At 54.7% G+C, this 26,281-nt stretch carries 23 protein-coding genes and 1 pseudogene; all 24 read left to right on the top strand.

Annotated elements, in window-relative coordinates; genetic code table 11:
- Positions 1–542 precede the first annotated feature (542 nt).
- The 24 genes and pseudogenes from mnmG to AB4P91_RS05325 all read left to right on the top strand — a co-directional run bounded on the left by mnmG (position 543) and on the right by AB4P91_RS05325 (position 26,216).
- Positions 543–2,441: a tRNA uridine-5-carboxymethylaminomethyl(34) synthesis enzyme MnmG gene (gene mnmG, locus AB4P91_RS05210; RefSeq protein WP_150593329.1), complete on the top strand. Its 1,899-nt coding sequence runs from the start codon at positions 543–545 to the stop codon at positions 2,439–2,441.
- On the top strand, positions 2,438–3,082 hold the full coding sequence (gene rsmG, locus AB4P91_RS05215) for a 16S rRNA (guanine(527)-N(7))-methyltransferase RsmG (protein WP_150593330.1): 645 nt from the start codon (positions 2,438–2,440) through the stop codon (positions 3,080–3,082). The genes mnmG and rsmG overlap by 4 nt, the downstream gene beginning before the upstream one ends.
- A gap of 18 nt (positions 3,083–3,100) precedes the next feature.
- Positions 3,101–3,898: a ParA family protein gene (locus tag AB4P91_RS05220; RefSeq protein ID WP_007911909.1), complete on the top strand. Its 798-nt coding sequence runs from the start codon at positions 3,101–3,103 to the stop codon at positions 3,896–3,898.
- 9 nt (positions 3,899–3,907) lie between these two features.
- Positions 3,908–4,780: a ParB/RepB/Spo0J family partition protein gene (locus AB4P91_RS05225; RefSeq protein WP_047303468.1), complete on the top strand. Its 873-nt coding sequence runs from the start codon at positions 3,908–3,910 to the stop codon at positions 4,778–4,780.
- A 148-nt stretch (positions 4,781–4,928) separates the two neighbouring features.
- A complete protein-coding gene (locus AB4P91_RS05230) occupies positions 4,929–5,336 on the top strand; it encodes a F0F1 ATP synthase subunit I (protein WP_008084411.1) in 408 nt (135 codons plus the stop codon).
- A gap of 16 nt (positions 5,337–5,352) precedes the next feature.
- Positions 5,353–6,222: a F0F1 ATP synthase subunit A gene (gene atpB, locus AB4P91_RS05235; protein WP_042556894.1), complete on the top strand. Its 870-nt coding sequence runs from the start codon at positions 5,353–5,355 to the stop codon at positions 6,220–6,222.
- 133 nt (positions 6,223–6,355) lie between these two features.
- Positions 6,356–6,613: a F0F1 ATP synthase subunit C gene (gene atpE / locus AB4P91_RS05240; RefSeq protein ID WP_003097235.1), complete on the top strand. Its 258-nt coding sequence runs from the start codon at positions 6,356–6,358 to the stop codon at positions 6,611–6,613.
- A gap of 59 nt (positions 6,614–6,672) precedes the next feature.
- The gene (locus AB4P91_RS05245) at positions 6,673–7,143 is read left to right on the top strand and encodes a F0F1 ATP synthase subunit B (RefSeq protein ID WP_003229781.1); all 471 of its coding nucleotides are present in this window, start codon (positions 6,673–6,675) and stop codon (positions 7,141–7,143) included.
- 12 nt (positions 7,144–7,155) lie between these two features.
- A complete protein-coding gene (locus AB4P91_RS05250; protein WP_042556893.1) occupies positions 7,156–7,692 on the top strand; it encodes a F0F1 ATP synthase subunit delta in 537 nt (178 codons plus the stop codon).
- A 21-nt stretch (positions 7,693–7,713) separates the two neighbouring features.
- A complete protein-coding gene (atpA, locus tag AB4P91_RS05255; RefSeq protein WP_042556892.1) occupies positions 7,714–9,258 on the top strand; it encodes a F0F1 ATP synthase subunit alpha in 1,545 nt (514 codons plus the stop codon).
- 50 nt (positions 9,259–9,308) lie between these two features.
- Positions 9,309–10,169: a F0F1 ATP synthase subunit gamma gene (gene atpG, locus AB4P91_RS05260; protein WP_042556891.1), complete on the top strand. Its 861-nt coding sequence runs from the start codon at positions 9,309–9,311 to the stop codon at positions 10,167–10,169.
- Positions 10,170–10,196: 27 nt separating this feature from the next.
- Complete coding sequence (gene atpD / locus AB4P91_RS05265; protein ID WP_042556890.1) at positions 10,197–11,576, top strand: F0F1 ATP synthase subunit beta; 1,380 nt, start codon at positions 10,197–10,199, stop codon at positions 11,574–11,576.
- Between the two features lie 45 nt (positions 11,577–11,621).
- The gene (locus AB4P91_RS05270) at positions 11,622–12,047 is read left to right on the top strand and encodes a F0F1 ATP synthase subunit epsilon (protein WP_042556889.1); all 426 of its coding nucleotides are present in this window, start codon (positions 11,622–11,624) and stop codon (positions 12,045–12,047) included.
- A gap of 117 nt (positions 12,048–12,164) precedes the next feature.
- The gene (gene glmU, locus AB4P91_RS05275) at positions 12,165–13,532 is read left to right on the top strand and encodes a bifunctional UDP-N-acetylglucosamine diphosphorylase/glucosamine-1-phosphate N-acetyltransferase GlmU (RefSeq protein WP_395604447.1); all 1,368 of its coding nucleotides are present in this window, start codon (positions 12,165–12,167) and stop codon (positions 13,530–13,532) included.
- 163 nt (positions 13,533–13,695) lie between these two features.
- The gene (locus AB4P91_RS05280; RefSeq protein WP_395604448.1) at positions 13,696–14,472 is read left to right on the top strand and encodes a DeoR/GlpR family DNA-binding transcription regulator; all 777 of its coding nucleotides are present in this window, start codon (positions 13,696–13,698) and stop codon (positions 14,470–14,472) included.
- 2 nt (positions 14,473–14,474) lie between these two features.
- Positions 14,475–16,307 (top strand): glutamine--fructose-6-phosphate transaminase (isomerizing), encoded by a 1,833-nt coding sequence (gene glmS, locus AB4P91_RS05285; RefSeq protein WP_395604449.1) that lies wholly within the window; start codon positions 14,475–14,477, stop codon positions 16,305–16,307.
- A gap of 279 nt (positions 16,308–16,586) precedes the next feature.
- A complete protein-coding gene (locus tag AB4P91_RS05290) occupies positions 16,587–17,444 on the top strand; it encodes a TnsA endonuclease N-terminal domain-containing protein (protein WP_017341694.1) in 858 nt (285 codons plus the stop codon).
- Positions 17,441–19,606 (top strand): Mu transposase C-terminal domain-containing protein, encoded by a 2,166-nt coding sequence (locus AB4P91_RS05295; RefSeq protein WP_017341693.1) that lies wholly within the window; start codon positions 17,441–17,443, stop codon positions 19,604–19,606. The genes AB4P91_RS05290 and AB4P91_RS05295 overlap by 4 nt, the downstream gene beginning before the upstream one ends.
- Entirely contained in the window at positions 19,606–21,075 is a 1,470-nt protein-coding gene (locus AB4P91_RS05300) for an ATP-binding protein (RefSeq protein WP_017341692.1), read from the top strand. The genes AB4P91_RS05295 and AB4P91_RS05300 overlap by 1 nt, the downstream gene beginning before the upstream one ends.
- A gap of 15 nt (positions 21,076–21,090) precedes the next feature.
- Positions 21,091–21,516: pseudogene (locus AB4P91_RS05305) on the top strand (TniQ family protein); the annotation flags it as partial.
- Positions 21,517–21,573: 57 nt separating this feature from the next.
- The gene (locus AB4P91_RS05310) at positions 21,574–22,815 is read left to right on the top strand and encodes a TnsD family Tn7-like transposition protein (protein WP_238588335.1); all 1,242 of its coding nucleotides are present in this window, start codon (positions 21,574–21,576) and stop codon (positions 22,813–22,815) included.
- A gap of 273 nt (positions 22,816–23,088) precedes the next feature.
- Positions 23,089–24,759: a TnsD family Tn7-like transposition protein gene (locus AB4P91_RS05315; protein ID WP_080370510.1), complete on the top strand. Its 1,671-nt coding sequence runs from the start codon at positions 23,089–23,091 to the stop codon at positions 24,757–24,759.
- Between the two features lie 523 nt (positions 24,760–25,282).
- Positions 25,283–25,675, top strand: a complete 393-nt coding sequence (locus tag AB4P91_RS05320; RefSeq protein WP_075946966.1) for a DUF6957 family protein — start codon at positions 25,283–25,285, stop codon at positions 25,673–25,675.
- Positions 25,676–25,964: 289 nt separating this feature from the next.
- Positions 25,965–26,216 (top strand): BPSL0761 family protein, encoded by a 252-nt coding sequence (locus AB4P91_RS05325; RefSeq protein WP_395604941.1) that lies wholly within the window; start codon positions 25,965–25,967, stop codon positions 26,214–26,216.
- The last annotated feature ends 65 nt before the right edge of the window (positions 26,217–26,281 follow it).

Raw genomic sequence — 26,281 nt, forward strand, 5'->3', positions numbered from 1 at the left:
TTCACAGGCGGGCCCGTTCGCGGCCCGTCTGTTTCCCTCATCATTGAATAGATTCCAGAAGTGCCGGGCAGCTTTATGTGCCTTGGGCGACTTTCGCCTGCGCGTAAAGGGTTCATTCATCAATTTTCTGTGGTTTAAGCCCTGTGAATAACTGCCACTGAGATCGGTTGATAACAGGGCCTGAAAACTGGATATAACTCGCTCTGTGGATAACCACCCCTTTCATCCACAGGCTTAAACCGGTTATCCAACCCGCTCATGGCCACATGGCCACAGGGTTTTGAATCTCTGTACACATTGAAAAATAAGGCCTGTAGAGATCTATCCACAGAAAACGTGCTCAGTAAGAATAAGCATTAAAACAAAGGTTTTATAAAATTCTTTCTTTTTTATTCTTTTAAGCTCGAGTTCTCCACAGCTGGTTAATTTTTGTGCAGAGGGTTCTTTAGGAAGGGCGAAGTCCCTATACTTGTCGACCGGGTTCAGAAACCTGATCTCAAACTATTCCTGAATTACCTACTTAAGCAGGCACGAGGTGCGTGGTGGATTTCCCTTCCCGTTTTGAAGTGATCGTCATCGGCGGCGGTCATGCCGGTACCGAGGCAGCACTGGCGTCAGCGCGTATGGGGGCAAAAACCCTGTTGCTGACGCATAACGTGGAAACCCTCGGCGCCATGAGCTGTAACCCCGCCATCGGTGGCATTGGCAAAAGCCATCTGGTCAAGGAAATCGATGCCCTTGGCGGCGCGATGGCCATGGCTACCGATAAGGGCGGCATCCAGTTTCGCGTGTTGAACAGCCGCAAAGGCCCAGCCGTACGTGCAACTCGTGCGCAAGCCGACCGGGTTTTGTATAAAGCCGCTGTCCGCGAAATTCTGGAAAACCAACCCAACCTGTGGATATTTCAACAAGCTGCCGATGACCTGATCGTTGAACAGGAACAGGTACGCGGTGTTGTCACCCAAATGGGTCTGCGTTTCTTCGCCGATTCCGTGGTGTTGACCACCGGCACCTTCCTCGGTGGACTTATCCACATCGGTTTGCAGAATTTCTCTGGCGGTCGTGCCGGTGATCCGCCGTCGATTGCTCTGGCACATCGTCTGCGTGAAATGCCGCTGCGTGTGGGTCGATTGAAAACCGGCACGCCGCCGCGTATCGATGGCCGATCTGTGGATTTCTCGGTGATGGCCGAACAACCGGGCGATACGCCTATCCCGGTGATGTCGTTCATGGGCAACAAGGAACAGCATCCGCGGCAAGTCAGTTGCTGGATTACCCACACCAACGCCCGTACTCACGAAATCATTGCCGCCAACCTCGACCGTTCGCCGATGTATTCCGCCGCCGGCGAGATTGAAGGCATCGGCCCGCGTTACTGCCCGTCGATTGAAGACAAGATTCACCGCTTTGCCGACAAGGAAAGCCATCAGGTGTTCATCGAACCGGAAGGTTTGACCACCCATGAGCTGTACCCGAACGGGATATCCACAAGCTTGCCGTTCGACGTGCAATTGCAAATCGTGCAATCGATTCGCGGCATGGAAAACGCGCACATCGTGCGTCCCGGTTATGCGATCGAGTACGACTACTTCGATCCGCGTGACTTGAAGTACAGCCTGGAAACCAAAGTCATCGGCGGTCTGTTCTTCGCCGGGCAGATCAACGGCACCACCGGTTACGAAGAAGCTGGCGCCCAGGGTTTGCTGGCCGGGGCCAACGCAGCACTGCGTGCGAAGGGCAAAGAAGCCTGGTGCCCGCGCCGCGATGAGGCGTACATCGGGGTTCTGGTCGATGACCTGATCACCCTGGGCACTCAAGAGCCGTACCGCATGTTCACTTCCCGTGCCGAGTACCGTCTGATCCTGCGCGAGGACAACGCTGACCTGCGCCTGACTGAAAAAGGTCGCGAGCTGGGTCTGGTCGATGACGCGCGTTGGGCGGCCTTCTGCAAGAAACGCGAAAGCATCGAACTCGAAGAGCAGCGCCTGAAAAGCACCTGGGTACGCCCGGGCACGCAGCAGGGCGATGCCATTGCGGATAAATTCGGTACACCGCTGACCCACGAATACAACTTGCTCAACCTCTTGAGTCGTCCGGAAATCGACTACGCTGGTCTGGTCGAAGTGACCGGGCACGGCGCCGACGATCCACAGGTGGCCGAACAGGTCGAGATCAAGACCAAATACGCCGGTTACATTGATCGTCAACAGGACGAAATCGCTCGTCTGCGTGCCAGCGAAGACACGAAACTGCCTGTGGATATCGATTACACCAACATTTCCGGTCTCTCCAAGGAGATCCAGAGCAAGCTCGGCGCGACTCGTCCAGAGACGCTGGGTCAGGCCTCCCGGATCCCGGGCGTGACCCCGGCAGCGATTTCGCTGTTGATGATTCATTTGAAAAAACGCGGCGCGGGCCGTCAGTTGGAGCAAAGCGCTTGAGTTCTAAGGTCACTTCGCAACACGCCGAAGAGTTATCCACAGGAGCCCGCGAGCTCGGGATCAATCTCACTGAAACCCAGCACGAATTGCTGTTGGGTTATCTGGCCCTGTTGATCAAATGGAACCAGGCCTACAACCTCACGGCTGTGCGCGATCCGGACGAAATGGTTTCGCGTCACTTGCTCGATAGTCTGAGCGTGATGTCGTTCATCGAAGACGGCCGCTGGCTCGACGTCGGCAGTGGCGGCGGTATGCCGGGCATCCCGCTGGCGATCCTGTATCCGGACTCGCAAGTGACCTGTCTGGACAGCAATGGCAAGAAAACCCGCTTCCTGACTCAGGTCAAACTCGAACTCAAACTGGATAACCTGCAAGTTATCCACAGTCGTGTCGAAGCCTTTCAACCTGCTCAGCCTTTCAACGGGATCATTTCCCGGGCGTTCAGCAGCATGGAAAACTTCAGCAACTGGACTCGCCACCTCGGCGATGCCGATACACGCTGGCTGGCAATGAAGGGCGTTCATCCGGCCGATGAGCTGGTAGCATTGCCGGCAGACTTCAAACTCGATAGCGAACACGCTTTGGCCGTACCCGGTTGCCAAGGCCAACGCCATCTGCTGATACTGCGCCGCACGGCATGATTGGGAACACAAGCAAGAATGGCTAAGGTATTCGCGATAGCGAACCAAAAGGGTGGTGTGGGCAAGACCACCACCTGCATCAACCTCGCAGCATCCCTGGTCGCGACAAAGCGCCGGGTGCTGTTGATCGACCTCGATCCACAGGGCAACGCCACCATGGGTAGCGGTGTGGATAAACACGGTCTGGAAAACTCGGTCTATGACTTGCTGATCGGTGAATGCGATCTGGCTCAGGCCATGCACTATTCCGAGCACGGCGGTTATCAACTGCTGCCGGCCAACCGCGATCTGACCGCCGCCGAAGTGGTTCTGCTGGAAATGCAGATGAAGGAGAGCCGCCTGCGCAGCGCGCTGGCGCCGATCCGGGAAAATTACGATTACATTTTGATCGACTGCCCACCGTCGCTGTCGATGCTCACTCTCAACGCACTGGTTGCCGCTGACGGGGTGATTATCCCCATGCAGTGCGAGTACTTTGCGCTCGAAGGGTTGAGCGACCTTGTGGATAACATCAAGCGTATCGCCGAACTGCTGAATCCGAACCTGAAAGTCGAAGGTTTGTTGCGCACCATGTACGACCCGCGCCTGAGCCTGATGAACGATGTCTCGGCGCAGCTCAAGGAACACTTTGGCGAGCAACTGTACGACACGGTCATTCCGCGTAATATCCGCCTCGCCGAAGCGCCGAGCTACGGCATGCCGGCTCTGGCGTACGACAAGCAATCGCGCGGCGCACTGGCCTACCTGGCCCTGGCAGGCGAGATGGTTCGTCGTCAGCGCAAAAATTCACGCATTGCCGCCGCTCAGGCAACTTAAGGAATCCCCATGGCCGTCAAGAAAAGAGGTCTCGGACGTGGACTGGATGCACTGCTGAGTGGTCCGACTGTCAGCTCGCTGGAAGAACAAGCCGCGCAAGCTGACACGCGTGAGCTGCAACACCTGCCGCTGGACTTGCTCCAGCGGGGCAAATACCAGCCTCGTCGGGACATGGACCCGCAGGCGCTGGAAGAACTGGCGCAGTCGATCAAGGCGCAAGGCGTGATGCAACCGATCGTGGTTCGACCGATTGGTGACGGGCGCTTTGAAATTATCGCGGGTGAGCGTCGCTGGCGCGCCAGCCAGCAGGCTGGCCAGGAAACCATCCCGGCGATGGTCCGCGATGTGCCGGATGAGACCGCGATCGCTATCGCCCTGATCGAGAACATCCAGCGCGAAGACCTCAACCCGATTGAGGAAGCGGTCGCCCTGCAGCGCTTGCAGCAGGAATTCCAGCTGACTCAGCAACAAGTTGCCGAGGCTGTGGGTAAGTCACGCGTGACTGTGGCTAACCTGTTACGGCTTATTGCGCTGCCGGAAGTCATCAAGACCATGCTGTCTCACGGCGACCTGGAAATGGGTCATGCCCGTGCTTTGCTCGGTCTGCCCGACAATCAACAGGTAGAAGGGGCGCGACATGTTGTCGCACGAGGCCTCACCGTGCGCCAAACTGAAGCACTGGTTCGCCAGTGGTTGAGTGGCAAACCGGAGCCTGTGGAAGCCACCAAACCCGACCCCGATATCGCCCGCCTCGAACAGCGTCTGGCCGAGCGCCTAGGCTCTGCGGTGCAGATTCGCCACGGGAAGAAGGGAAAGGGTCAGTTGGTGATCGGTTACAACTCGCTCGATGAGCTTCAAGGTGTGCTTGCTCACATCCGCTGAAACATTTCCTCATGTAGCGGGCAGTCGGAAATCACTACCTGACAGTTGAATAGGGGCAGAACCGCCCCTATACTCTGCGCGCATTTTGTCGGCACAAATTATGCCAAGTTATTGAATTCTGGCAGCCGACCATTGGAGAGCAAACGTGATGGAAACCCGCAAGCCAAACCGCCTGCCGTTCCATCGCCTGGCGGTTTTTCCGGTGTTAATGGCTCAATTTGTCATTTTGCTCATTGCCGCTTTGGCGCTCTGGCAATGGCACGGAGTCGTTGCCGGATACTCGGGACTTTGCGGAGGCCTGATAGCCTTGCTGCCCAATGTATATTTCGCTCACAAGGCATTTCGGTTTTCCGGCGCCCGAGCAGCCCAGTCCATCGTCCGGTCATTTTATGCCGGCGAGGCAGGCAAACTGATTTTGACGGCAGTGCTCTTTGCACTGGTGTTTGCAGGTGTGAAGCCGCTGGCGCCGATAGCAGTATTCGGCGTGTTCGTGCTGACTCAGTCGGTCAGCTGGTTCGCTCCCCTGCTGATGAGAACAAGACTTTCGAGACCTTAGGGCGTTTGAGGCAACCATGGCAGAAACAACCGCTTCGGGCTATATCCAGCACCACTTGCAGAACCTGACCTTCGGTCAGCTACCCAACGGCGGCTGGGGCTTTGCCCACACCGCAGCAGAAGCCAAAGAAATGGGCTTCTGGGCTTTCCACGTCGATACTCTCGGCTGGTCGGTTGCGCTGGGTCTGATCTTCGTTCTTCTTTTCCGCATGGCGGCAAAGAAGGCGACTTCGGGTCAGCCAGGTGCTTTGCAGAACTTCGTTGAAGTATTGGTCGAATTCGTCGATGGCAGCGTGAAAGACAGCTTCCATGGCCGTAGCCCGGTGATTGCACCGTTGGCACTGACCATCTTCGTCTGGGTGTTCCTGATGAACGCCGTCGACCTGATACCGGTCGACTGGATTCCTCAGCTGGCCATCCTGATCTCCGGTGACCCTCACATCCCGTTCCGCGCCGTGTCGACCACCGACCCGAACGCGACTCTGGGCATGGCGTTGTCGGTTTTCGCACTGATCATTTTCTATAGCATCAAGGTCAAGGGCATCGGCGGCTTCATCGGCGAACTGACCCTGCACCCGTTCGGCAGCAAGAACATCTTCGTTCAAGCCCTGCTGATCCCGGTGAACTTCCTGCTGGAATTCGTGACCCTGATCGCTAAACCGATCTCTCTGGCTCTGCGTCTGTTCGGCAACATGTATGCCGGCGAGCTGGTGTTCATTCTGATCGCTGTGATGTTCGGCAGCGGTCTGCTCTGGCTGAGCGGCCTGGGCGTTGTTCTGCAGTGGGCGTGGGCTGTGTTCCACATCCTGATCATCACGCTGCAGGCGTTCATCTTCATGATGCTGACCATCGTCTACCTGTCGATGGCGCACGAAGAAAACCATTAAGGCCAGTCTCGACTAGTCTGATGTCCTTCCCGGTCAAACGGGAAGGGGCTCTTCACAGGGCACCTGAAACGATTTGTTTTACCGCTTTAATCTAAAAAACCTAAACCATACGACGTAAAAGTCGGGAGGAAAGATGGAAACTGTAGTTGGTCTAACCGCTATCGCTGTTGCACTGTTGATCGGCCTGGGCGCACTGGGTACCGCAATTGGTTTCGGCCTGCTGGGCGGCAAGTTCCTGGAAGGCGCAGCGCGTCAGCCAGAAATGGTTCCAATGCTGCAAGTTAAAATGTTCATCGTTGCCGGTCTGCTCGACGCCGTAACCATGATCGGTGTTGGTATCGCTCTGTTCTTCACCTTTGCGAACCCGTTCGTTGGTCAGATCGCTGGCTAATTACCCGGATTCTTCCGAGTAATTTGATGTGATGGACAACGTAACTGCGAGGTGTTGGCGTGAACATTAATGCGACCCTGATTGGCCAGTCCGTTGCGTTCCTGATTTTTGTACTGTTCTGCATGAAGTATGTTTGGCCTCCGGTCATCGCTGCTCTGCACGAACGTCAAAAGAAGATCGCTGATGGTCTGGACGCTGCCAGCCGTGCAGCTCGCGACCTGGAGTTGGCCCAAGAAAAAGCGGGTCAGCAACTGCGCGAAGCGAAAGCTCAGGCAGCTGAAATCATCGAGCAAGCCAAGAAACGCGGTAACCAGATTGTCGAAGAGGCCGTTGAAAAGGCCCGTGTCGACGCTGACCGTGTGAAGGTTCAGGCTCAAGCCGAGATCGAACAGGAACTGAACAGTGTCAAAGACAAGCTGCGCGCCCAAGTGGGTTTGCTGGCTGTCGGCGGCGCCGAGAAGATCCTGGGTGCCACAATCGATCAAAACGCGCACGCAGAGCTGGTTAACCAACTGGCTGCTGAAATCTAAGCGAGGGCGATCATGGCAGAACTGACCACGTTGGCCCGACCTTACGCTAAGGCGGCCTTCGAGCACGCTCAGGCCCACCAGCAACTGGCCAATTGGTCAGCCATGCTCGGCCTGGCTGCAGCGGTGTCGCAAGACGACACCATGCAGCGCGTGCTCAAGGCCCCGCGACTGACGAGCGCAGAAAAGGCCGCCACGTTTATTGACGTGTGCGGCGACAAGTTTGATGTGAAGGCACAGAACTTCATCAATGTCGTTGCCGAAAACGACCGTCTCCCGCTTCTGCCGGAGATAGCCGCTCTTTTCGACCTGTACAAGGCCGAGCAAGAGAAGTCGGTAGACGTTGAAGTGACCAGTGCTTTTGCATTGAACCAAGAACAGCAAGACAAACTCGCCAAGGTTCTCAGTGCACGACTCAACCGGGAAGTGCGCCTGCAAGTCGAGGAAGATAAAGCCCTTATTGGGGGTGTTGTCATCCGCGCCGGCGACCTGGTTATCGATGGCTCGATTCGCGGCAAAATCGCGAAACTTGCCGAAGCATTGAAATCTTGAGTTTGAAGGGGCAGCAGAGCAATGCAGCAACTCAATCCTTCCGAAATAAGTGAAATTATCAAGGGCCGCATCGACAAGCTCGATGTGACCTCCCAAGCCCGTAACGAAGGCACTGTCGTCAGCGTATCTGACGGCATCGTGCGGATTCACGGTCTGGCCGACGTAATGTACGGCGAGATGATCGAGTTTCCGGGCGGCGTCTACGGTATGGCCCTCAACCTGGAGCAAGACTCCGTAGGTGCCGTTGTATTGGGCGCTTACCAGTCTCTTGCCGAAGGCATGAGCGCCAAGTGCACCGGCCGCATCCTCGAGGTTCCTGTTGGTAAGGAACTGCTGGGTCGCGTAGTCGACGCACTGGGTAACCCTGTTGATGGCAAGGGTCCACTGGGCAACACTCAGACCGACGCGGTCGAGAAAGTTGCTCCAGGCGTGATCTGGCGTAAGTCGGTAGACCAGCCTGTACAGACTGGCTACAAGGCTGTCGATGCCATGATTCCTGTCGGCCGTGGCCAGCGTGAGCTGATCATCGGTGACCGTCAGATCGGTAAAACCGCTCTGGCGATCGACGCGATCATCAATCAGAAAGACAGCGGCATTTTCTGCGTCTACGTAGCGATCGGTCAGAAACAATCGACCATCGCCAACGTGGTTCGCAAGCTGGAAGAGAACGGCGCCCTGGCCAACACGATCATCGTGGCTGCCAGTGCTTCGGAATCTCCTGCGCTGCAGTTCCTGGCACCGTACTCCGGTTGCACCATGGGTGAATTCTTCCGCGACCGCGGTGAAGACGCGCTGATCGTTTATGACGATCTGTCCAAGCAAGCAGTGGCTTACCGCCAGATTTCCCTGCTGCTGCGCCGTCCACCAGGCCGTGAAGCTTACCCAGGCGACGTGTTCTATCTCCACTCCCGTCTGCTGGAGCGCGCATCCCGCGTTTCGGAAGAATACGTAGAGAAGTTCACCAACGGCGCAGTGACCGGCAAAACCGGTTCCCTGACCGCACTGCCGATCATCGAAACCCAGGCAGGCGACGTTTCCGCGTTCGTTCCGACCAACGTGATCTCGATCACCGACGGTCAGATCTTCCTGGAATCGGCCATGTTCAACTCGGGCATCCGCCCTGCAGTGAACGCCGGTGTTTCGGTATCCCGTGTGGGTGGTGCCGCTCAGACCAAGATCATCAAGAAGCTTTCCGGTGGTATCCGTACCGCTCTGGCTCAGTACCGTGAATTGGCGGCATTCGCCCAGTTCGCTTCTGACCTGGACGAAGCGACCCGTAAGCAACTTGAGCATGGTCAGCGCGTTACCGAGCTGATGAAGCAGAAGCAATACGCACCAATGTCGATCGCTGACATGGCGCTGTCGCTGTATGCCGCTGAGCGTGGGTTCCTGACTGACATTGAAATCGCCAAGATCGGCAGCTTCGAACAAGCGCTGATTGCTTACTTCAACCGCGATCACGCCGATTTGATGGCCAAGATCAACGTTAAAGGTGACTTCAATGACGAAATCGACGCTGGCATGAAAGCCGGTATCGAGAAGTTCAAGGCCACCCAAACCTGGTAAGCCGCAGCGGGAGCCGCGAGGCTCCCGCTTGCTAACCTGATAGGTGTTACATGGCAGGCGCAAAAGAGATTCGCAGTAAGATTGCGAGCATCAAAAGCACGCAAAAGATTACCAGCGCCATGGAAAAAGTGGCGGTCAGCAAAATGCGCAAGGCACAAATGCGCATGGCTGCTAGCCGTCCTTATGCGGAGCGTATCCGCCAGGTAATTGGGCATCTGGCCAACGCCAACCCGGAATACCGCCACCCGTTCATGATCGACCGCGAAATCAAGCGTGTTGGTTATGTTGTGGTGAGCAGTGACCGTGGTTTGTGCGGCGGCTTGAACACCAACCTGTTCAAGGCCCTGGTCAAGGACATGGCGGTAAACCGCGAAAACGGCGTCGAGATTGATCTGTGTGTCGTGGGTAGCAAGGGTGCGGCCTTTTTCCGCAACTTCGGCGGTAACGTCGTTGCAGCTATCAGCCACCTGGGTGAAGAGCCGTCGATCAATGATCTGATCGGCAGCGTCAAGGTGATGCTGGATGCCTACCTGGACGGCCGTATTGATCGCCTGTCCGTGGTGTCCAACAAGTTCATCAACACCATGACGCAGCAGCCTACCGTGGAGCAGTTGATTCCATTGGTGGCAACCCCGGATCAGGGTCTCAAGCACCACTGGGACTATCTCTACGAACCGGACGCCAAAGAGCTGCTTGATGGCTTGATGGTCCGTTACGTCGAGTCGCAGGTCTACCAGGCGGTGGTCGAGAACAACGCGGCTGAACAAGCTGCGCGGATGATCGCGATGAAGAACGCTACCGACAACGCCGGTGATTTGATCAGCGATTTGCAGCTGATCTACAACAAGGCGCGTCAGGCTGCGATCACCCAAGAGATCTCGGAAATCGTCGGCGGCGCTGCCGCGGTTTAACGGTTCAAATATTCAGAGGATCCAGCTATGAGTAGCGGACGTATCGTTCAAATCATCGGCGCCGTTATCGACGTGGAATTTCCACGCGACAGCGTACCGAGCATCTACAACGCTTTGAAAGTACAAAGCGATGCCGGCACCACTCTGGAAGTTCAGCAGCAGCTGGGCGACGGCGTGGTTCGTACCATTGCGATGGGTTCCACCGAGGGCTTGAAGCGCGGTCTGGAAGTTACCGATTCTGGCGCTGCCATCTCCGTACCGGTCGGTAAAGCGACCCTGGGCCGGATCATGGACGTCCTCGGTAACCCGATCGACGAAGCCGGTCCAATCGACACCGAAGAGCGTTGGGGCATTCACCGTCCAGCACCTTCGTTCGCTGAACAGGCAGGCGGCAACGACCTGCTGGAAACCGGCATCAAGGTTATTGACCTGGTTTGCCCGTTTGCCAAAGGCGGTAAAGTCGGTCTGTTCGGTGGTGCCGGTGTAGGCAAAACCGTAAACATGATGGAACTGATCCGTAACATCGCCATCGAGCACAGCGGTTATTCCGTGTTCGCCGGTGTGGGTGAGCGTACTCGTGAGGGTAACGACTTCTACCACGAGATGAAGGACTCCAACGTTCTGGACAAAGTGGCACTGGTTTACGGTCAGATGAACGAGCCGCCGGGTAACCGTCTGCGCGTAGCACTGACCGGCCTGACCATGGCCGAGAAGTTCCGTGACGAAGGTAACGACGTTCTGCTGTTCGTCGACAACATCTATCGTTACACCCTGGCCGGTACTGAAGTATCCGCACTGCTGGGCCGTATGCCTTCTGCAGTAGGTTACCAGCCGACCCTGGCTGAAGAGATGGGCGTTCTGCAAGAACGTATCACTTCGACCAAGGAAGGTTCGATCACTTCGATCCAAGCGGTATACGTACCTGCGGATGACTTGACCGACCCGTCGCCAGCGACCACCTTCGCCCACTTGGACGCCACCGTCGTTCTGTCCCGTGACATCGCCTCCCTGGGTATCTACCCAGCGGTAGATCCACTGGATTCGACTTCGCGCCAGCTGGACCCGAACGTAATCGGCCAGGACCACTACGACACCGCTCGCGGCGTTCAGTACGTTCTGCAACGTTACAAAGAGCTGAAAGACATCATCGCGATCCTGGGTATGGACGAACTCTCGGAAGCCGACAAGCAGTTGGTTAACCGTGCTCGTAAGATCCAGCGCTTCTTGTCCCAGCCGTTCTTCGTGGCTGAAGTCTTCACCGGTGCTTCGGGTAAATACGTTTCCCTGAAAGACACCATTGCTGGCTTCAAAGGCATCCTCAACGGTGACTACGACCACCTGCCAGAACAAGCGTTCTACATGGTTGGCGGCATCGAAGAAGCGATCGAGAAAGCCAAGAAACTGTAATCCCGGCGCCCGGCAACGGGCGCTCATTTAGGTTGAGGCAATCAGATGGCTATGACAGTCCATTGCGATATCGTCAGCGCGGAAGGAGAAATCTTTTCCGGCCTGGTCGAGATGGTGATTGCGCACGGTGCACTGGGTGATCTTGGTATCGCTCTGGGTCACGCGCCGCTGATCACTAATCTGAAGCCAGGTCCGATCCGCCTGATCAAGCAAGGCGGGGAAGCCGAGGTGTTCTACATCTCCGGTGGTTTCCTCGAGGTTCAGCCGAACATGGTCAAGGTGCTTGCCGATACCGTGCAACGTGCCGCCGACCTGGATGAAGCTCAGGCCCAAGCAGCTCTCAAGGCTGCCGAGGCTGCCTTGCATGAGCGTGGCGCAGAGTTCGATTACGGCGCTGCGTCCGTACGTCTGGCCGAGGCTGCAGCTCAGCTGCGCACCGTCCAGCAGATCCGCAAGAAGTTTGGCGGTTAATCCGTCATCCGCTTGTTGTGCGATTGATAAAAAAGGGTAGCCTCGGCTACCCTTTTTTCTTTTCCGAATTCTAGAACCCCGGTCGCAGTTGCTGACCTCCAGGATTGGTAGCCAGTCATGTCTCTCGAAATCGTCATCCTCGCGGCCGGTCAAGGCACTCGCATGCGCTCGGCTCTGCCGAAAGTTCTGCACCCGATTGCCGGCAATTCCATGTTGGGCCATGTTATCCACAGCGCCCGGCAACTCGACCCGCAGCGCATCCACGTGGTAATCGGCCACGGTGCTGACGCGGTGCGCGAGCGTCTCGCGGCCGACGATCTGAACTTCGTGTTGCAGGACAAGCAACTGGGCACTGGTCACGCGACTGCCCAAGCCGTGCCATTCATTACTGCCGACACTGTGCTGATTCTTTACGGTGACGTGCCGTTGATCGAAGTCGAAACCCTGCAGCGCCTGCTCAAGCATGTCGTTCCGGGGCAGATGGGTTTGCTGACCGTGGAGCTCGACGACCCAACGGGCTATGGCCGCATTGTTCGCAGCGCCGACGGCAAAGTTGCCGCCATCGTCGAGCACAAAGATGCCAGCGAAGCGCAGCGCGCAATCACCGAAGGCAACACTGGCATTCTCGCCGTGCCGGCCAATCGGCTGGCTGACTGGATGGGCCGACTCTCGAACAACAACGCACAGGGCGAGTATTACCTGACCGACGTGATCGAAATGGCCGTCAGCGATGGTCTGGTAGTTGCCACCGAGCAACCGCTGGATCCGATGGAAGTGCAGGGCGCCAACGACCGTAAGCAACTCGCCGAACTGGAGCGTCATTACCAGCTGCGCGCCGGTCGTCGTCTGATGGCTCAAGGTGTGACCCTGCGTGATCCGGCCCGGTTCGATGTACGCGGAGAGGTCACGGTGGGTCGCGATGTGCTGATCGACGTTAACGTGATCCTTGAGGGCAACGTGGTCATCGAAGACGACGTGGTCATCGGTCCGAACTGTGTGATCAAAGACAGTACCCTGCGCAAAGGCGTGGTGATCAGGGCCAACAGCCACATCGAAGGCGCGATTCTCGGCGAAGGCAGCGATGCCGGTCCGTTTGCTCGTCTGCGACCGGGCACCGTGCTCGAAGCGCGGGCGCATGTGGGTAACTTTGTCGAATTGAAAAATGCCCACATGGGCGAAGGCGCCAAGGCAGGTCATTTGACTTACCTGGGCGATGCCGAGATTGGCGCACGCACCAACATCGGTGCCGGCACCATCACCTGCAACTATGACGGCGCCAACAAGTGGAAAACCGTGTTGGGCGCGGACGTGTTCATTGGCTCCAACAACTCATTGGTGGCGCCTGTGGATATCTCAAATGGTGCGACCACTGCGGCGGGTTCGACGATCACGCAGAATGTAGATAACGCCCAGTTGGCAGTAGGGCGCGCGCGACAGAAGAACATTGATGGCTGGAAGCGGCCAGAGAAGATCAAAAAGGACTGAGTTATCCACAGTCATTTTTGAGATGACGCGATCGCAGCCTTCGGCAGCTCCTGTATGGGACTGCTGAAGTCTGCGATTTTTTTTGTTTGCCGGGTTGACGATTTGTGGGCAATAGGTTTTGATTACTTCCGTTATCTTTCGAATCGAAACTTAAGCCGCCGCCATGTCGAAACGCAATACGCCTCAACGCCGCCATAACATTCTCGCCTTGCTCAACGAGCAGGGGGAGGTGAGTGTCGACGAATTGGCCAAGCGCTTCGAAACCTCAGAAGTTACGATCCGTAAGGACCTGGCTGCGCTGGAGAGCCACGGTCTATTGCTGCGCCGTTACGGTGGGGCGATCACCATGCCTCAGGAACTCGTCGCGGAAACCGCACAGAGCGTTTCCAAATACAAACAGGCAATCGCCCGTGCGGCGGTGAAACGCATCCGCGAGCACGCACGCATCATCATCGACAGTGGCAGCACTACCGCCGCGATGATCCCTGAGCTTGGTCAGCAACCGGGTCTGGTGGTGATGACCAACTCCCTGCACGTCGCCAACGCTTTAAGTGAACTTGAGCACGAACCGGTGTTGTTGATGACCGGCGGCACCTGGGATCCGCACTCGGAGTCCTTCCAGGGCCAGGTGGCCGAGCAAGTACTACGCTCTTACGACTTTGACCAATTGTTTATCGGTGCCGATGGCATCGATCTGGCGCGCGGTACGACCACGTTCAACGAACTGCTCGGCCTGAGCCGGGTCATGGCTGAAGTGACGCGTGAAGTGATCGTGATGGTCGAGGCCGACAAGATCGGTCGCAAGATTCCCAACCTGGAGCTGCCCTGGAGCAGCGTCCATACCCTCATTACCGATGATCGCCTGCCTGTTGATGCACGCGATCATATTCAGGCCCGCGGCATCACCGTGATTTGCGCGGCTGTCAGTCAGGAGAAATAAGCATGTGTGGAATTGTCGGCGCAGTTGCTGAACGTAATATCACCGCCATCCTGCTCGAAGGTCTCAAACGCCTGGAATACCGTGGCTATGACAGCGCCGGTGTGGCGGTGTACACCAATGAGCAAACTCTCGAGCGCATGCGCCGTCCGGGCAAAGTCAGCGAACTGGAAGTTGCGCTGGCCGAACACCCGCTGGTTGGTCGGCTCGGTATTGCGCACACCCGTTGGGCAACCCACGGCGCCCCGTGCGAGCGCAATGCTCACCCGCATTTCTCTGGCGACATCGCGGTGGTGCACAACGGCATCATCGAAAACCATGAAGCCCTGCGTGAACAACTGAAAGCACTGGGTTACGTGTTTACTTCGGATACTGATACCGAAGTCATCGCTCACCTGCTGAATCACAAGCTCAAGGATCAGCCAGATCTGACTGTCGCCCTGAAGGCCACCGTCCAGGAACTCCACGGTGCATACGGTCTGGCCGTGATCAATGGCAAACAACCGGATCGTCTGGTTGCCGCGCGCAGTGGCAGTCCATTGGTGATTGGTCTGGGCCTGGGTGAGAACTTCCTCGCCTCCGATCAACTGGCTCTGCGTCAGGTCACTGACCGCTTCATGTACCTGGAAGAAGGCGATATCGCCGAAATTCGCCGCGATAACGTGCAGATCTGGGACGTGAGCGGAGCCGCTGTCGAGCGCCAGACCGTGCAGTACACCGACGGTGCCGAAGCTGCCGATAAGGGTGAATTTCGCCACTACATGCTCAAGGAAATCCACGAGCAACCGACGGTGGTGCAGCGCACACTGGAAGGTCGCCTGAGCAACAACCAGGTGCTGGTGCAAGCTTTCGGCCCTCAAGCGGCAGAGCTGTTCGCCAAGGTGCGTAACGTACAAATCGTTGCCTGCGGCACCAGTTATCACGCCGGCATGGTTGCCCGTTACTGGCTCGAAGAGCTGGCCGGGATCCCTTGCCAGGTCGAAGTTGCCAGCGAATTCCGCTATCGCAAAGTGGTTGTACAGCCGGACACATTGTTCGTCACCATCTCGCAGTCCGGTGAAACTGCCGACACCCTGGCGGCATTGCGCAACGCCAAAGAGCTTGGCTTCCTCGCCAGTCTGGCGATCTGCAACGTGGGTATCAGCTCGCTGGTGCGCGAATCCGACATGACTTTGCTGACCCAGGCCGGTCGCGAAATCGGTGTCGCCTCGACCAAAGCGTTCACGACGCAGCTGGTCGGTCTGTTGCTACTCACCCTGTCTCTGGGCCAAGTGCGCGGCACTCTGGCGGCGGGCGTTGAAGCCACGTTGGTGGAAGAATTGCGTCGCCTGCCGGCTCGCTTGGGCGAAGCGCTGGCGATGGACAGTACTGTGGAAAAAGTCGCGGAGCTGTTCGCCGAGAAAAACCACACCCTGTTCCTCGGTCGCGGCGCGCAATTCCCGGTAGCGATGGAAGGTGCCCTGAAACTCAAGGAAATCTCCTACATCCACGCCGAAGCCTACCCGGCCGGCGAATTGAAACACGGCCCGCTCGCGCTTGTGGATAACGACATGCCGGTGGTCACCGTCGCGCCGAACAACGAACTGCTGGAGAAGCTCAAGTCCAACCTGCAGGAAGTCCGCGCACGCGGCGGCGAACTGGTCGTCTTCGCCGATGAGAAGGCCGGGATGACCAATGGCGAAGGCACCCACGTGGTACAGATGCCGCACATCCACGACATTCTCTCGCCGATCCTCTACACCATCCCGCTGCAGTTGCTGTCCTATTACGTCGCTGTGCTGAAGGGCACGGACGTTGACCAGCCCCGGAATCTGGCGAAGTCGGTGACGGTGGAATAAGTTATCCACAATCGATGTGGACGAATGGTTTCTAACAATAAAGATTGACACAAAACAATAAAGATTGACACGACGCAACATAGATTGACACAAGGCCGAAACCCCCGTATCTACGGGGGTTTCCATTTTTGGGCTGAGCCGTCGGTCTAGATTCTCCGCTTCTTCCCGCTCCGGGAGTAGGCTAAAGAGCGCTGTACCATCGGCAGATGGTGGACGATTTTTTCCTATAACTATTTTCAGGGCGAGGAGAGGCGGTCCCGGCGGACGAAGGAGGTAGCATTGCGCGGTCGTAGGTTTTCGTCTGAGACAGATATTCAGCGGCATATTACGAATGGATTCGGTAGCGGTGCTGGTGCCAGTTATCTGCCCTGGCTGCGCGTCCAAGACGTGCCTTCCAGAGGACGCTCCCATAAGATCCAAGGTGTGAAGATCGATCGCCTCCATCACCTCTTTTCTGACCTAGAACGCGCCTATTTTTTGGTATGTGAATTTTCGGAAGATGTTGTGGATATACGCGAGCAGTATCCATTGCTGCCGCGAGAAAGTGCTCAAGCAATCGCTAGCTCTATCGGAGTGCGATACCCCAGGTATCCGAAGACAGTGCTTCCTTACGTCATGACCACGGATTTTTTATTAACAATAAAAAAGCCCGATGGCAGCTTTAAATCCGTAGCACGAACAATCAAATACCGCAGCGACCTCGAAGGCAAACAAGCCAGGAGAACGTTGGAAAAACTTGAGATCGAAAAGCGTTTCTGGGCTGGTCAACACGTTGATTGGGCCATTGTCACTGAAGAAATGTTCAGTCCCGATTTGATCAAAAACTTAGGCTTGCTCAGGAAATTCGCTCAGCTGCCGCGCGCTTTGGTAGAGCCCTCATTACATTCAGATTTTCTGGAGCACTTAGCTAGCTGCCGTCCATACCCTTGGAGTACTGCTGAAAGTCTGCGAAAGATTGCCGCACGTTTATTTATCTCCTATCAAGATTCTCGGGCTTTATATCATCACCTGATATGGTCCAAGTCGATCAACGTAGATTTGGTTGGTACTCCCATTCAAATGACTGCACTACTACCAACCTTTGAAATCATCGAAAACCCAATAAAAATTTCACTGGCGGCGGAGGGCTTATCATGAAAGTCCAAGTCAATGATATTTTTGAACCGGTCACTGAGTTTTCCGTCGTGCCTGGTATCGTTAGGGTCTTGTATCTCAGTGAGCGATACGATGCGGTAGTTTTGATCCAATTAACGGACCCGCCACGCCAACCGATTGGTTTGGGCTTGGAAGAGCTTCGCGGCTCTGTCATAGCAGGCGATACGAAGCCATCCAAGGTTGTTACGCCTGAGTTTCTCTTAGTGCTAGAGGATGACCTGGATGAGAAAAAGAAGCGGGAAAGGGATGAAAAGTGGAACATCATCGCTCCCCTGATCGACTCAGATTACCCAGGTCAGATATTTGCTCCCGATGAGATGGGGCGAATGGTGGGCGCTAGAGCTGTTGAGCTTGGCATGCAGCGCAAGAGTATCTATCGACTTCTGTACCGTTACTGGATCAATGGCCAGGTTCGAAATGCGCTCTTGAAAAACTACGCGGGCGTCGGAGTTCCTGAGCGCAAGTATGATCCCGCAAAACCGCCCGGCAGAAAACCACGATACCAAGGTATTGCCGTTTCGCCGACCAAGCTTATTGATGCCGTGGATAAGCGCTGTATCCGTGTCGGTTACTCGTTATTCGTGGGGGATAAGACTTCTACGATAACCAGCGCCTATGTCGAGATGCTTAGAAGGTTCTACACAGCGAAAGACCTTTCGAAAAATCCAGAATCGGGTGGTCGCCTCCTACCCGATTCGGAAATTCCTTCCTTCAGGCAGTTCGATTATTGGGGAAAGCAATATTTCGACGAAGTTGAAACTGAACGCGGGCGTAAGGGAATGCGGAAGTGGCTAAAAGATTGCCGCCCCCTTTCTGGAACCGTGCGTGACTGGCTTCGTGGCCCCTGCCATCAGTTTGAGATCGATGCCACCATTGCTGACATTTATCTCGTGAACGGCTACTCCAGGCGGATGCTCATTGGACGGCCGGTGGTGTACGTCGTCATCGATAGCTTCTCCGGCATGATCGTCGGTCTCTACATCGGGTTGGAGGGGCCGAGCTGGAACGGAGCCAGGCAAGCGCTGTTCAACGCTTTCACTTCGAAGGTTCAGTTTTGCGCTACCAACGGGGTCACAATCGATCCCGAAGAATGGGCCTGTCACCACCTCCCGCATCACATCTACGCTGATCGAGGCGAGATGTTGGGGAAAGCAGCTGAAGGTCTTGCCACTGGCCTGAATATCGAGCTGGGAATCGCTCCGCCTTACCGGCCGGACTGGAAGTCGATGGTGGAGAGTCGGTTCGGTATCCTGAACGATTTGACGGGCATCAGGTGGCTACCAGGTGGCGTAGCGGCCAGGGAGAAGGAGCGTGGCGAGCGAGATTACCGACTCGACGCGACGCTGAGCATGAAAGAGTTCACTAAGATCATCATCCAGTGCGTCCTTCACTATAACCGCTTCAACCGGCAGCCCGACAGGCTCACTCAAGAGATGATGAACGACGGTGTCGACCCGACGCCGGTAGGTATTTGGACTTGGGCGTTGGAAAATGGCCACGTCGAACCAAACAATCATCCCGACGAGCTGGTCTATCTCCATTTGCTTCCGCGCGAGCAAGCAACGGTGCAAAAGGGTGGTGTGCTATTCCGAGGGATGCACTATGTCTGTGATGTAGCGATCGAGAACAACTGGTTTGCGAAAGCCCGTAGCCGCGGGGTTTGGTCTATAGAGTGTTGGTATGATCCAAATTCCGCGGCACATATTTGGATCCGGGGCGACAACAAACAGTTCATCCGTTGCGATTTGCGTAAGTCCGATCACAAGTATGCTGATTATCGATCCGATGAAATTTTCGACCTGCTCGAAGCTTACCGCCAGGCTCCACCGGCTCATAAACGCGCTGAGTTGGAGAGTCGGATTTCGCTTCTAGAGGAGGTTAATCAAATCGTCAGTGGTGCGATGGCTGAGCGAAAAGAAGAGCCAGTCCCTGCGACCAAGGCCGAGATGATTGGAAATATTCGTGAGAACCGCGCTGTTGAACGCCTCAAGGAGCGGGAGACCGCCCATGTGCCAGAGGGTGTGAGGATTGACCCGCCTGGGCAGAAGGCAGAGACCGCCCCAGAACGCTCGGAGAACTTTGCCGGCCCTCGCAGCGCTCAGGTCATCGATATGCTCAAACGACTCCGCCCAGGACAAAACTAATGAAAGGCGCCCAAGTTTTCGCAAGCTACACCAAGCAGGCGATAGCGGACTACGCGGGAAATCCGCTCATCGAAGCGCTGCCACCTATCTTCTCAGAAGAGGTAGCAATCCAACTGATCTCGAATTTTCCCCGTCCTGTTGATCCAGAAGAGCTCGCCCTTGACCGTTCGACTCGGATCCACTGTATCGACCGGTTGAGGACGGTGGTTCAGCCTCTGATTGTCCACATGGATCTGGAGTCCGTATTTTCATTGCTGGTCCGACGAGGGTACGTCGGACGCAACCCGACTTCTCCAGACACTGTCAGACATCTACACTCGCTTTCGGGTGCACAGCGCTACCACGATGGATTCAAGTCCACTGCCGAAACGTTCAGTCTGGTTGGCCTTAGTGGCATTGGGAAGTCCACCGCCCTCGAAGCCATTTTGAGTCTCTACCCTCAAACGATCCGACACGAGCGTTATGAAGGAAAGCAGTTCGTTCATACCCAGATCACCTGGCTCAAGCTTGACTGCCCCCGAGATGGGTCGCTGGCAGGCTTCTGTCAGCAATTCTTCTATGCGGTCGGGCGAGCGTTAGGTGATGAGGATTACTACAAGCGGCATCGGGCTCGGAACATCAATGACTCGTTGCAACAAATGGAGCAGGTTGCGAGTACATTTTTCATCGGCGCTCTGTTGATCGACGAACTACAGAACCTGCACCTGGCGAAAACTGGGGGCAAGGACAACATGCTGAATTTCTTCCTCCATCTAGTGAACAACATCGGCATTCCCGTGGTGTTCATCGGGACAAATTCGATGATTAGCCTATTTTCGGACGTCATGCGCAACGCACGGCGTTGCTGCGGCGTCGGGGTACTCGAATTTAAACGCTTTGAGAAGGACGATGACGAGTGGCGAATGCTCGTTGAAAACCTCTGGAGCTATCAGTGGTACCAGCAGCCGGTCGAACTGACCGAAGAAGTGTTTGATGCGCTGTATGAGCATACACAAGGCGTCACCGACTTTTTGGTGAAGCTTTTGGTGCTCAGTCAGAGGTATGCGATCCAGAGTGGTTCGGAATGCGTTACCGCCGAGACAATCGCGTTGGTGAGCAACACCAAGATGCAAATATTGAAGCCAGCTTTGTCCGCCCTGCGAAGCCGAGATCCGAAACGGATGCGGCAGTTCGACGATTTGCTTCCGATTGAAGACCAACTAAGCGACATGATGGCGTTCGATGGTTTGGCTCGGCCGGAGCGACTGGCGTTGCTGCGCAGTGTCATCAGTCGCAGCGACAATAGTGCCCCAAAGCCTAATGCGGCGCCCGTTAACCCACTCAAATCGCAGCCTCCTTCGGCGGTGGCGGTTGAGACGTCAGAGGCACAGGCGTTAAGTGAAAGTGAAGACTCCATTGAGGCGTTGAAGAGCGCCGGTTGGATAAACAGAGATCTATTTGAGTTCTCTCCGTTGTATCGGAAGGGGTGAATAAAAGGTGACGAAATGGGGCTCAAATTCCATTTCTTTCCGGCCGTGTTTCACGATGAGACGCTTCACAGCGTCCTTTCAAGATACGCCCGGCTCTGTGGCGTACGTAGCTGCGGAGCAGTTTTCGATGGAGCGCAGTCCGCAAACTTCTTCTCGCAGAACGTGGCTTTTCCATGTCGACTAGCTGAGCTTGCCGAGGCGCTGCCGTGCGGCACAGGCTTATCGCTAGCCGGGGTTATAAAGCGCCATACGCAGCTGCCCTACTACGAACCTTTTTTGACCCAGCAACAAGTGGACGACGCCAATACCTTGATGGCGGGAAATGGCGAGGGGTTGATGCTAAGGTTGGGGTTAATCGCGAGTCGACTCGAGTTCGCTTCGAGAGTGCGATTGTGCTTCGACTGTATCAACCAGGACATGGCCTGTGTGGGAGCAGCGTACTGGCACCGTGTGCATCAGCTTCCAGGCGTTTTGATCTGTCCACACCATGGAACCCCGTTGAAGTTCCTTGATTACCGCTGGTTGAGCCGAAATTCTCGAAGAATGCACTTGCCGGACGATGAGGACGTTCAGTCTCACTCCATTTCGTTAGACATCCCTCAAAATCTACAAAGTGCTCTGCACGAAATAGCACGGCGTTCGATGCAGGTGCTTGAGACCGATGTTCCTCCATTATCTCCTGATGCGATTCGATCGGTGTTTCTGGATAGCGCTATTGCCTTGGAAATGGCTTCCGACACTGGTCGGCTGCACTTAGGCAGATTGGCGCGGCACATGTCTGCGTTCTTTGAGGCTCTCCCCTCCTTAGGGGAGTACTCGATACTGAGCAAATCGTCTGCGGATATACCGGCGGCCTGGGTTGTGAAGCTTTTGCGTAAGCCGAGGGGCACCCATCATCCGCTGAAATTTATCCTGCTGGCCTGCGCGCTGAAGGTCGACATGGAAAGGATACTGCGGCAGAACGGGCCTATTACCGGGCCGCTTAACCGAACAGGCAATACCGAAACTTCTAGGGATAGCGCGGCCAACGGACCTCAAATCCATGGGGCAAGCGCCAATGAGTATATGAGTGAGGCATCTGAAGCGATCTGGACGCGGGCACTCTCGGGGGCTGACGCGAAGACCATAGCGTCAGAAACGGGGAGCTCGGTTGCGTGCGTTTACCGAGCGATACGCACGATTTCGGATGGACCAGGCCGATGGAAAGAGGCGAGGCTTTCGAAACAGCTGGGTGATAGGAGGAATCGATTTGAGGGGGACTACATAGCTCGCCTAGCTCATGAGTGTCGAGATTATGTGTGGCTTCATCGAAACGATCGGCAATGGCTGTCCGAGCGTACACAAGAGCTAGGTAAAGCCCACAGACCATGTGGACAGCAGGCAGAAAGATTCAAAGACCTCGACCGTAACCTTGCCAACGAAGTGGTTCAATGCGCTGAAATGTTACGAACGCTTCCAGGAAAACCTGTCCGTATCTCACGGACAAAAATAGGCAGAGAGCTTCATATGTTGTCTAGGTTTGAAAAACAGCTCAACAAGCTGCCGCACTGTGCAGCTGCCCTAGCAGCCGAATGCGAAACCCTGGATGCATTCCATAGGAGGCGTTTGAGCTGGGCAGAGCGTAAGCTAAAACTGGACGGCAAACCAATTACTCAATCATCGATATATCGAACAGCGTGTATCAGAAAACCGCGCACAGGGGGACTGCATTCTGATTCTCGTATGGATATTGTTCTGTAACTCCGTCGCCAGAAGCCCCGTAAATGAGCAGTGCGTAGATTCCCTGTGTGAGGTTTTGGCGAAGCAATACACGAAGGGTATTTATATGTGTTCGGTATTATATTGTGAAACCGAATAAAAATGGGCTGATTTTTTAAAGTAGTAGTTGGTGGCTGTTAGCTACTGTGTTGCGTTCATAAAAATCCTTGCCTGGGTACAGGGTGATATGTGATAAAAGTACTCCTTCACAGGACTTGCGTCCTACCTGAACCCACGCTAGAAAGTCGGCTAATCATGTCCAGCATTCTTTTTTTTCCAATATCGATGCCCGACGAGACCCTGTTATCTCGTATTACGAGGTACCATTTTTTGTCCGGAAACAAAACCGAGGCAGAAACGTTTCGTGATCTTTTTGACGTTGCCCCATTTCAACTTTCGTTTATACCAAAGCAATTAGGGAATCTTGCGTCTCGATTACCTGGAGTTAAAGAAAGCAACTTTAATGAATTGCTTGAAATTAATACTTATTTTCCTGCATACAAGCCTTTTATAGGGTTATCAAAAGACCCATCTAAGGAACGGGACAGAGTTTTGTCAGATGTTGCTCGTGTGCCTAGGTGGGAGGGCACTAAAAATAGCAGAGCAAAGATTTGCTTAGCCTGTGTGCAAGCCGACATCATAGAGTCAGGTTACGCATATTGGCACCGAGCTCATCATGTACCGGGCGTTACGGCCTGCTGGCGGCACGGCGAGGAACTTCTTCAATCTTGTCCGAATTGTTCTCACCCTTTCTTTCGTAGAAACAAGTTATTACCTAATTTAACCGAAGATTGTGTTTGTGGGTGGAACGCTATTAAACCTGCGAACCGTTTACTAGCCTCATCTGAAGAACGAGAGTACGCAGTTTTTGTAAATGATATTCTGCAACGCAATCTGCCATCGGTGGATTATAAGATTTTGGCTGCCTGTTATCGACGTCAAGCAAAGAAGCGTGGGTTTGTTCATGGGAATCTGATTGGCACTGCTAAATTATTTAGCAGTATTCGTGATAAGTTTGGCGATGATACTATTTCGAAAATTGACCTAGCATACGCAGCCGGTATCCGACGTCAATGGATTCGGCTATCGACAACAAGAGGTCAAATCGATATGCCGCTGGCGCGGCATCTTCTAATATCTCTACATCTATTTGGTAGTGCAGAAAAATTTGAGAAATGCTTGGCAGAAGAGTCTCTACTTACTAGCTCGGCAAACCCGACGGTTCGTCTAAAAGAGAAAGCTTTGCCAGAAAGTAAAAAAAAGGCTTATCGAGAAAAAATCTCAATACTACTTGAGGTTAAGCCAGGTATTGGTATGGACTATCTTTGGGTCAATGCTTATCAAGTAACACGCTGGCTCAACGAAAACGATAAAGACTGGTTATTGAGTGAAATTACAAGGGACGTAAAGCAGAAGAACAGTGTCGAGTCGGTGGTGAGCGATGAGGACGAAAAATACGCAACTATTCTTAAAGAAGGCGTTGAGAATTTGTACCGCATCGCCCAAAAACAGGTTCGAGTAAATATCGGTAACATGCTTGCACTTTTGCCGCGAAAAGTAAGTAGGGAGCGTGCGACTCGTAAGTCTTTTCCGTTGGTGTCAGAACAACTTGAGCTTCATCTAGAATCTCTTTGGCATTTCCGGTTACGGAGAATGATATGGACGATGTCGGAGATCGCGAGGCTTAAGTTACCCCCAAACAGCTCCAGCTTAAAATTATTGACTACAGTACCTCATGTGGCTTGCCAAGCTCTCATAAATCACTTCGAGTGGGATTTAGACAACATGGTTAAGGAAGGTATTGATGGTGAAGTTATGCTTAGAAATACCGGCGTCTCGCGGCAATGGGAAGGGCCACCAGGTTATGATATTCCCATGGGTGGCAATGCATACATGGAGATGATCGCGTCCAATTCAAAGCTCTAGTAGATATTTTTATGGAATGGCACAGTACTGCTGTGGATCCGATGATCTCTGAGGCGTATTGCTGGGCAGTGGATGTCACTATTTATACCGACGCCAATTGCATATCGACGGGGCATTGGACGCGCCGATATCGCCCCACTCAATGCCGCAGACGTCAGCATTCATGACGCCCCGGCTTCACTCCCATTTGCACCGATCCCGAAGTGGGATTCAAGCATGGGCAATGGTATGACGTCGGTAACTGGCGTAAGCCACTCCAGCCGGCGACACCACCGATCGAAATAGTGGTGTTCAGTGAGGCGAGAGATACGTAGAGCTGTAGGTCTTGAAAACGTGAACCCGCGATCAGAGGTATCGCGGGGTGAATCAGACCATAGCGACCGGGCTAAGCATCAGCTTTCGAGGAGATGAGTCAAATTTTGCGTGCTGTTCATCGCGTTTAGACTAGGCGCTTTACGCGCAGCTATGCTGACTGGTGTGATTGATTATTCGACTCGATTTTTGAGGTGAGTCGGAGGGACGAATGAATCTGGCGGGCCTAGTCGAACTGCTTTCCGGTGGCGAAAGATTACCTGGATGTGAGCTAGCTCATTCAGACGCCGTGGCTCTGGTCGGATTTTACTTCCCTGGACGCGCCTATTGCCTAGTCGCTGATTGGACAGTGGTTGATATAGCGGTCTCCCCCCGTCAGTTAAAGGCCGTTGTGAGAAGAGGAGTCACTCCCACTTTGGTCAACGCTTTATGTGTTATCCACGATAGCAAAGGACGTTTCCCTCGCGGTCATTGGGTAAGAACTTCATTGGGGGTTTCGTTCACCCATGATTGCCTGTTCGAGACAAAAAACACCGTTTATGTGTTGATGGGACCCGGTCGAAGGGTACGAACAGACCTGGACGTCGCGCAGAGCCTGTACTGAAAGTCACTGGTGCGCAATGTGGCAGTCATCGACGTTCAGCGTTTTAGGTTTCGTCCGCCTCAGCCATCCCTATATTTTTCCGGTGCTTACCAAGACATAGTGTTGGCCACGTATCAGCAATCGCCCCCTAGAACCTGGCTGTATAAGGGGTGGCCTGTCTACTTCAGAGGAGCCGAGCGGCGTGCTTGCTATAATTCAAACGAATGATTCACACTCCCAGAATCCATCGGCGATGGCGGTGGTTTTCTAAGGTTAAGCGCAAATTCTAGCGGAGTGGCAACACATGACCATGCCCTGCGAGCGTACCCGGAGTATCGTCCAAACAGGCGAGTTCTTGCGTGAGCTGTCCAGAGATCAGACCCTCCCAGAATCTGTTCGTCAGCAGGCAAAACGCCTCCTGCGGCATTACCCAGAACCATGGGTGATCTTTGGGATCGGCTCCTTCGAAGAGTTGCTTCAAACAAAGGATCCGAGCGATCCAACGCGAGAGTTCGCGATAGTGGTCCACACTCCCCAGTTGAGCTCCAGCACTGACGGATAAGGTTGGAAAAACTTCCTCAGACTGAGTCTATGATAGAGACCATGGTCTGTGGCAATCCGAGATGG

The sequence above is a fragment of the Pseudomonas sp. B21128 genome (assembly GCF_044218865.1).
GTDB classification, from domain to species: Bacteria; Pseudomonadota; Gammaproteobacteria; order Pseudomonadales; family Pseudomonadaceae; genus Aquipseudomonas; species Aquipseudomonas iridis.

Excerpts from the sequence above, each read along its gene's own strand:
- atpA (WP_042556892.1), top strand. The coding sequence starts at position 7,714 with ATGCAGCAACTCAATCCTTCCGAAATAAGTGAAATTATCAAGGGCCGC.
- glmS (WP_395604449.1), top strand. The coding sequence starts at position 14,475 with ATGTGTGGAATTGTCGGCGCAGTTGCTGAACGTAATATCACCGCCATC.
- glmU (WP_395604447.1), top strand. The coding sequence starts at position 12,165 with ATGTCTCTCGAAATCGTCATCCTCGCGGCCGGTCAAGGCACTCGCATG.
- atpD (WP_042556890.1), top strand. The coding sequence starts at position 10,197 with ATGAGTAGCGGACGTATCGTTCAAATCATCGGCGCCGTTATCGACGTG.
- atpE (WP_003097235.1), top strand. The coding sequence starts at position 6,356 with ATGGAAACTGTAGTTGGTCTAACCGCTATCGCTGTTGCACTGTTGATC.
- atpB (WP_042556894.1), top strand. The coding sequence starts at position 5,353 with ATGGCAGAAACAACCGCTTCGGGCTATATCCAGCACCACTTGCAGAAC.
- AB4P91_RS05270 (WP_042556889.1), top strand. The coding sequence starts at position 11,622 with ATGGCTATGACAGTCCATTGCGATATCGTCAGCGCGGAAGGAGAAATC.
- atpG (WP_042556891.1), top strand. The coding sequence starts at position 9,309 with ATGGCAGGCGCAAAAGAGATTCGCAGTAAGATTGCGAGCATCAAAAGC.
- AB4P91_RS05220 (WP_007911909.1), top strand. The coding sequence starts at position 3,101 with ATGGCTAAGGTATTCGCGATAGCGAACCAAAAGGGTGGTGTGGGCAAG.
- AB4P91_RS05250 (WP_042556893.1), top strand. The coding sequence starts at position 7,156 with ATGGCAGAACTGACCACGTTGGCCCGACCTTACGCTAAGGCGGCCTTC.
- AB4P91_RS05315 (WP_080370510.1), top strand. The coding sequence starts at position 23,089 with ATGTCCAGCATTCTTTTTTTTCCAATATCGATGCCCGACGAGACCCTG.
- AB4P91_RS05225 (WP_047303468.1), top strand. The coding sequence starts at position 3,908 with ATGGCCGTCAAGAAAAGAGGTCTCGGACGTGGACTGGATGCACTGCTG.
- AB4P91_RS05230 (WP_008084411.1), top strand. The coding sequence starts at position 4,929 with ATGGAAACCCGCAAGCCAAACCGCCTGCCGTTCCATCGCCTGGCGGTT.
- AB4P91_RS05320 (WP_075946966.1), top strand. The coding sequence starts at position 25,283 with ATGAATCTGGCGGGCCTAGTCGAACTGCTTTCCGGTGGCGAAAGATTA.
- AB4P91_RS05325 (WP_395604941.1), top strand. The coding sequence starts at position 25,965 with ATGCCCTGCGAGCGTACCCGGAGTATCGTCCAAACAGGCGAGTTCTTG.
- AB4P91_RS05300 (WP_017341692.1), top strand. The coding sequence starts at position 19,606 with ATGAAAGGCGCCCAAGTTTTCGCAAGCTACACCAAGCAGGCGATAGCG.
- AB4P91_RS05295 (WP_017341693.1), top strand. The coding sequence starts at position 17,441 with ATGAAAGTCCAAGTCAATGATATTTTTGAACCGGTCACTGAGTTTTCC.
- AB4P91_RS05280 (WP_395604448.1), top strand. The coding sequence starts at position 13,696 with ATGTCGAAACGCAATACGCCTCAACGCCGCCATAACATTCTCGCCTTG.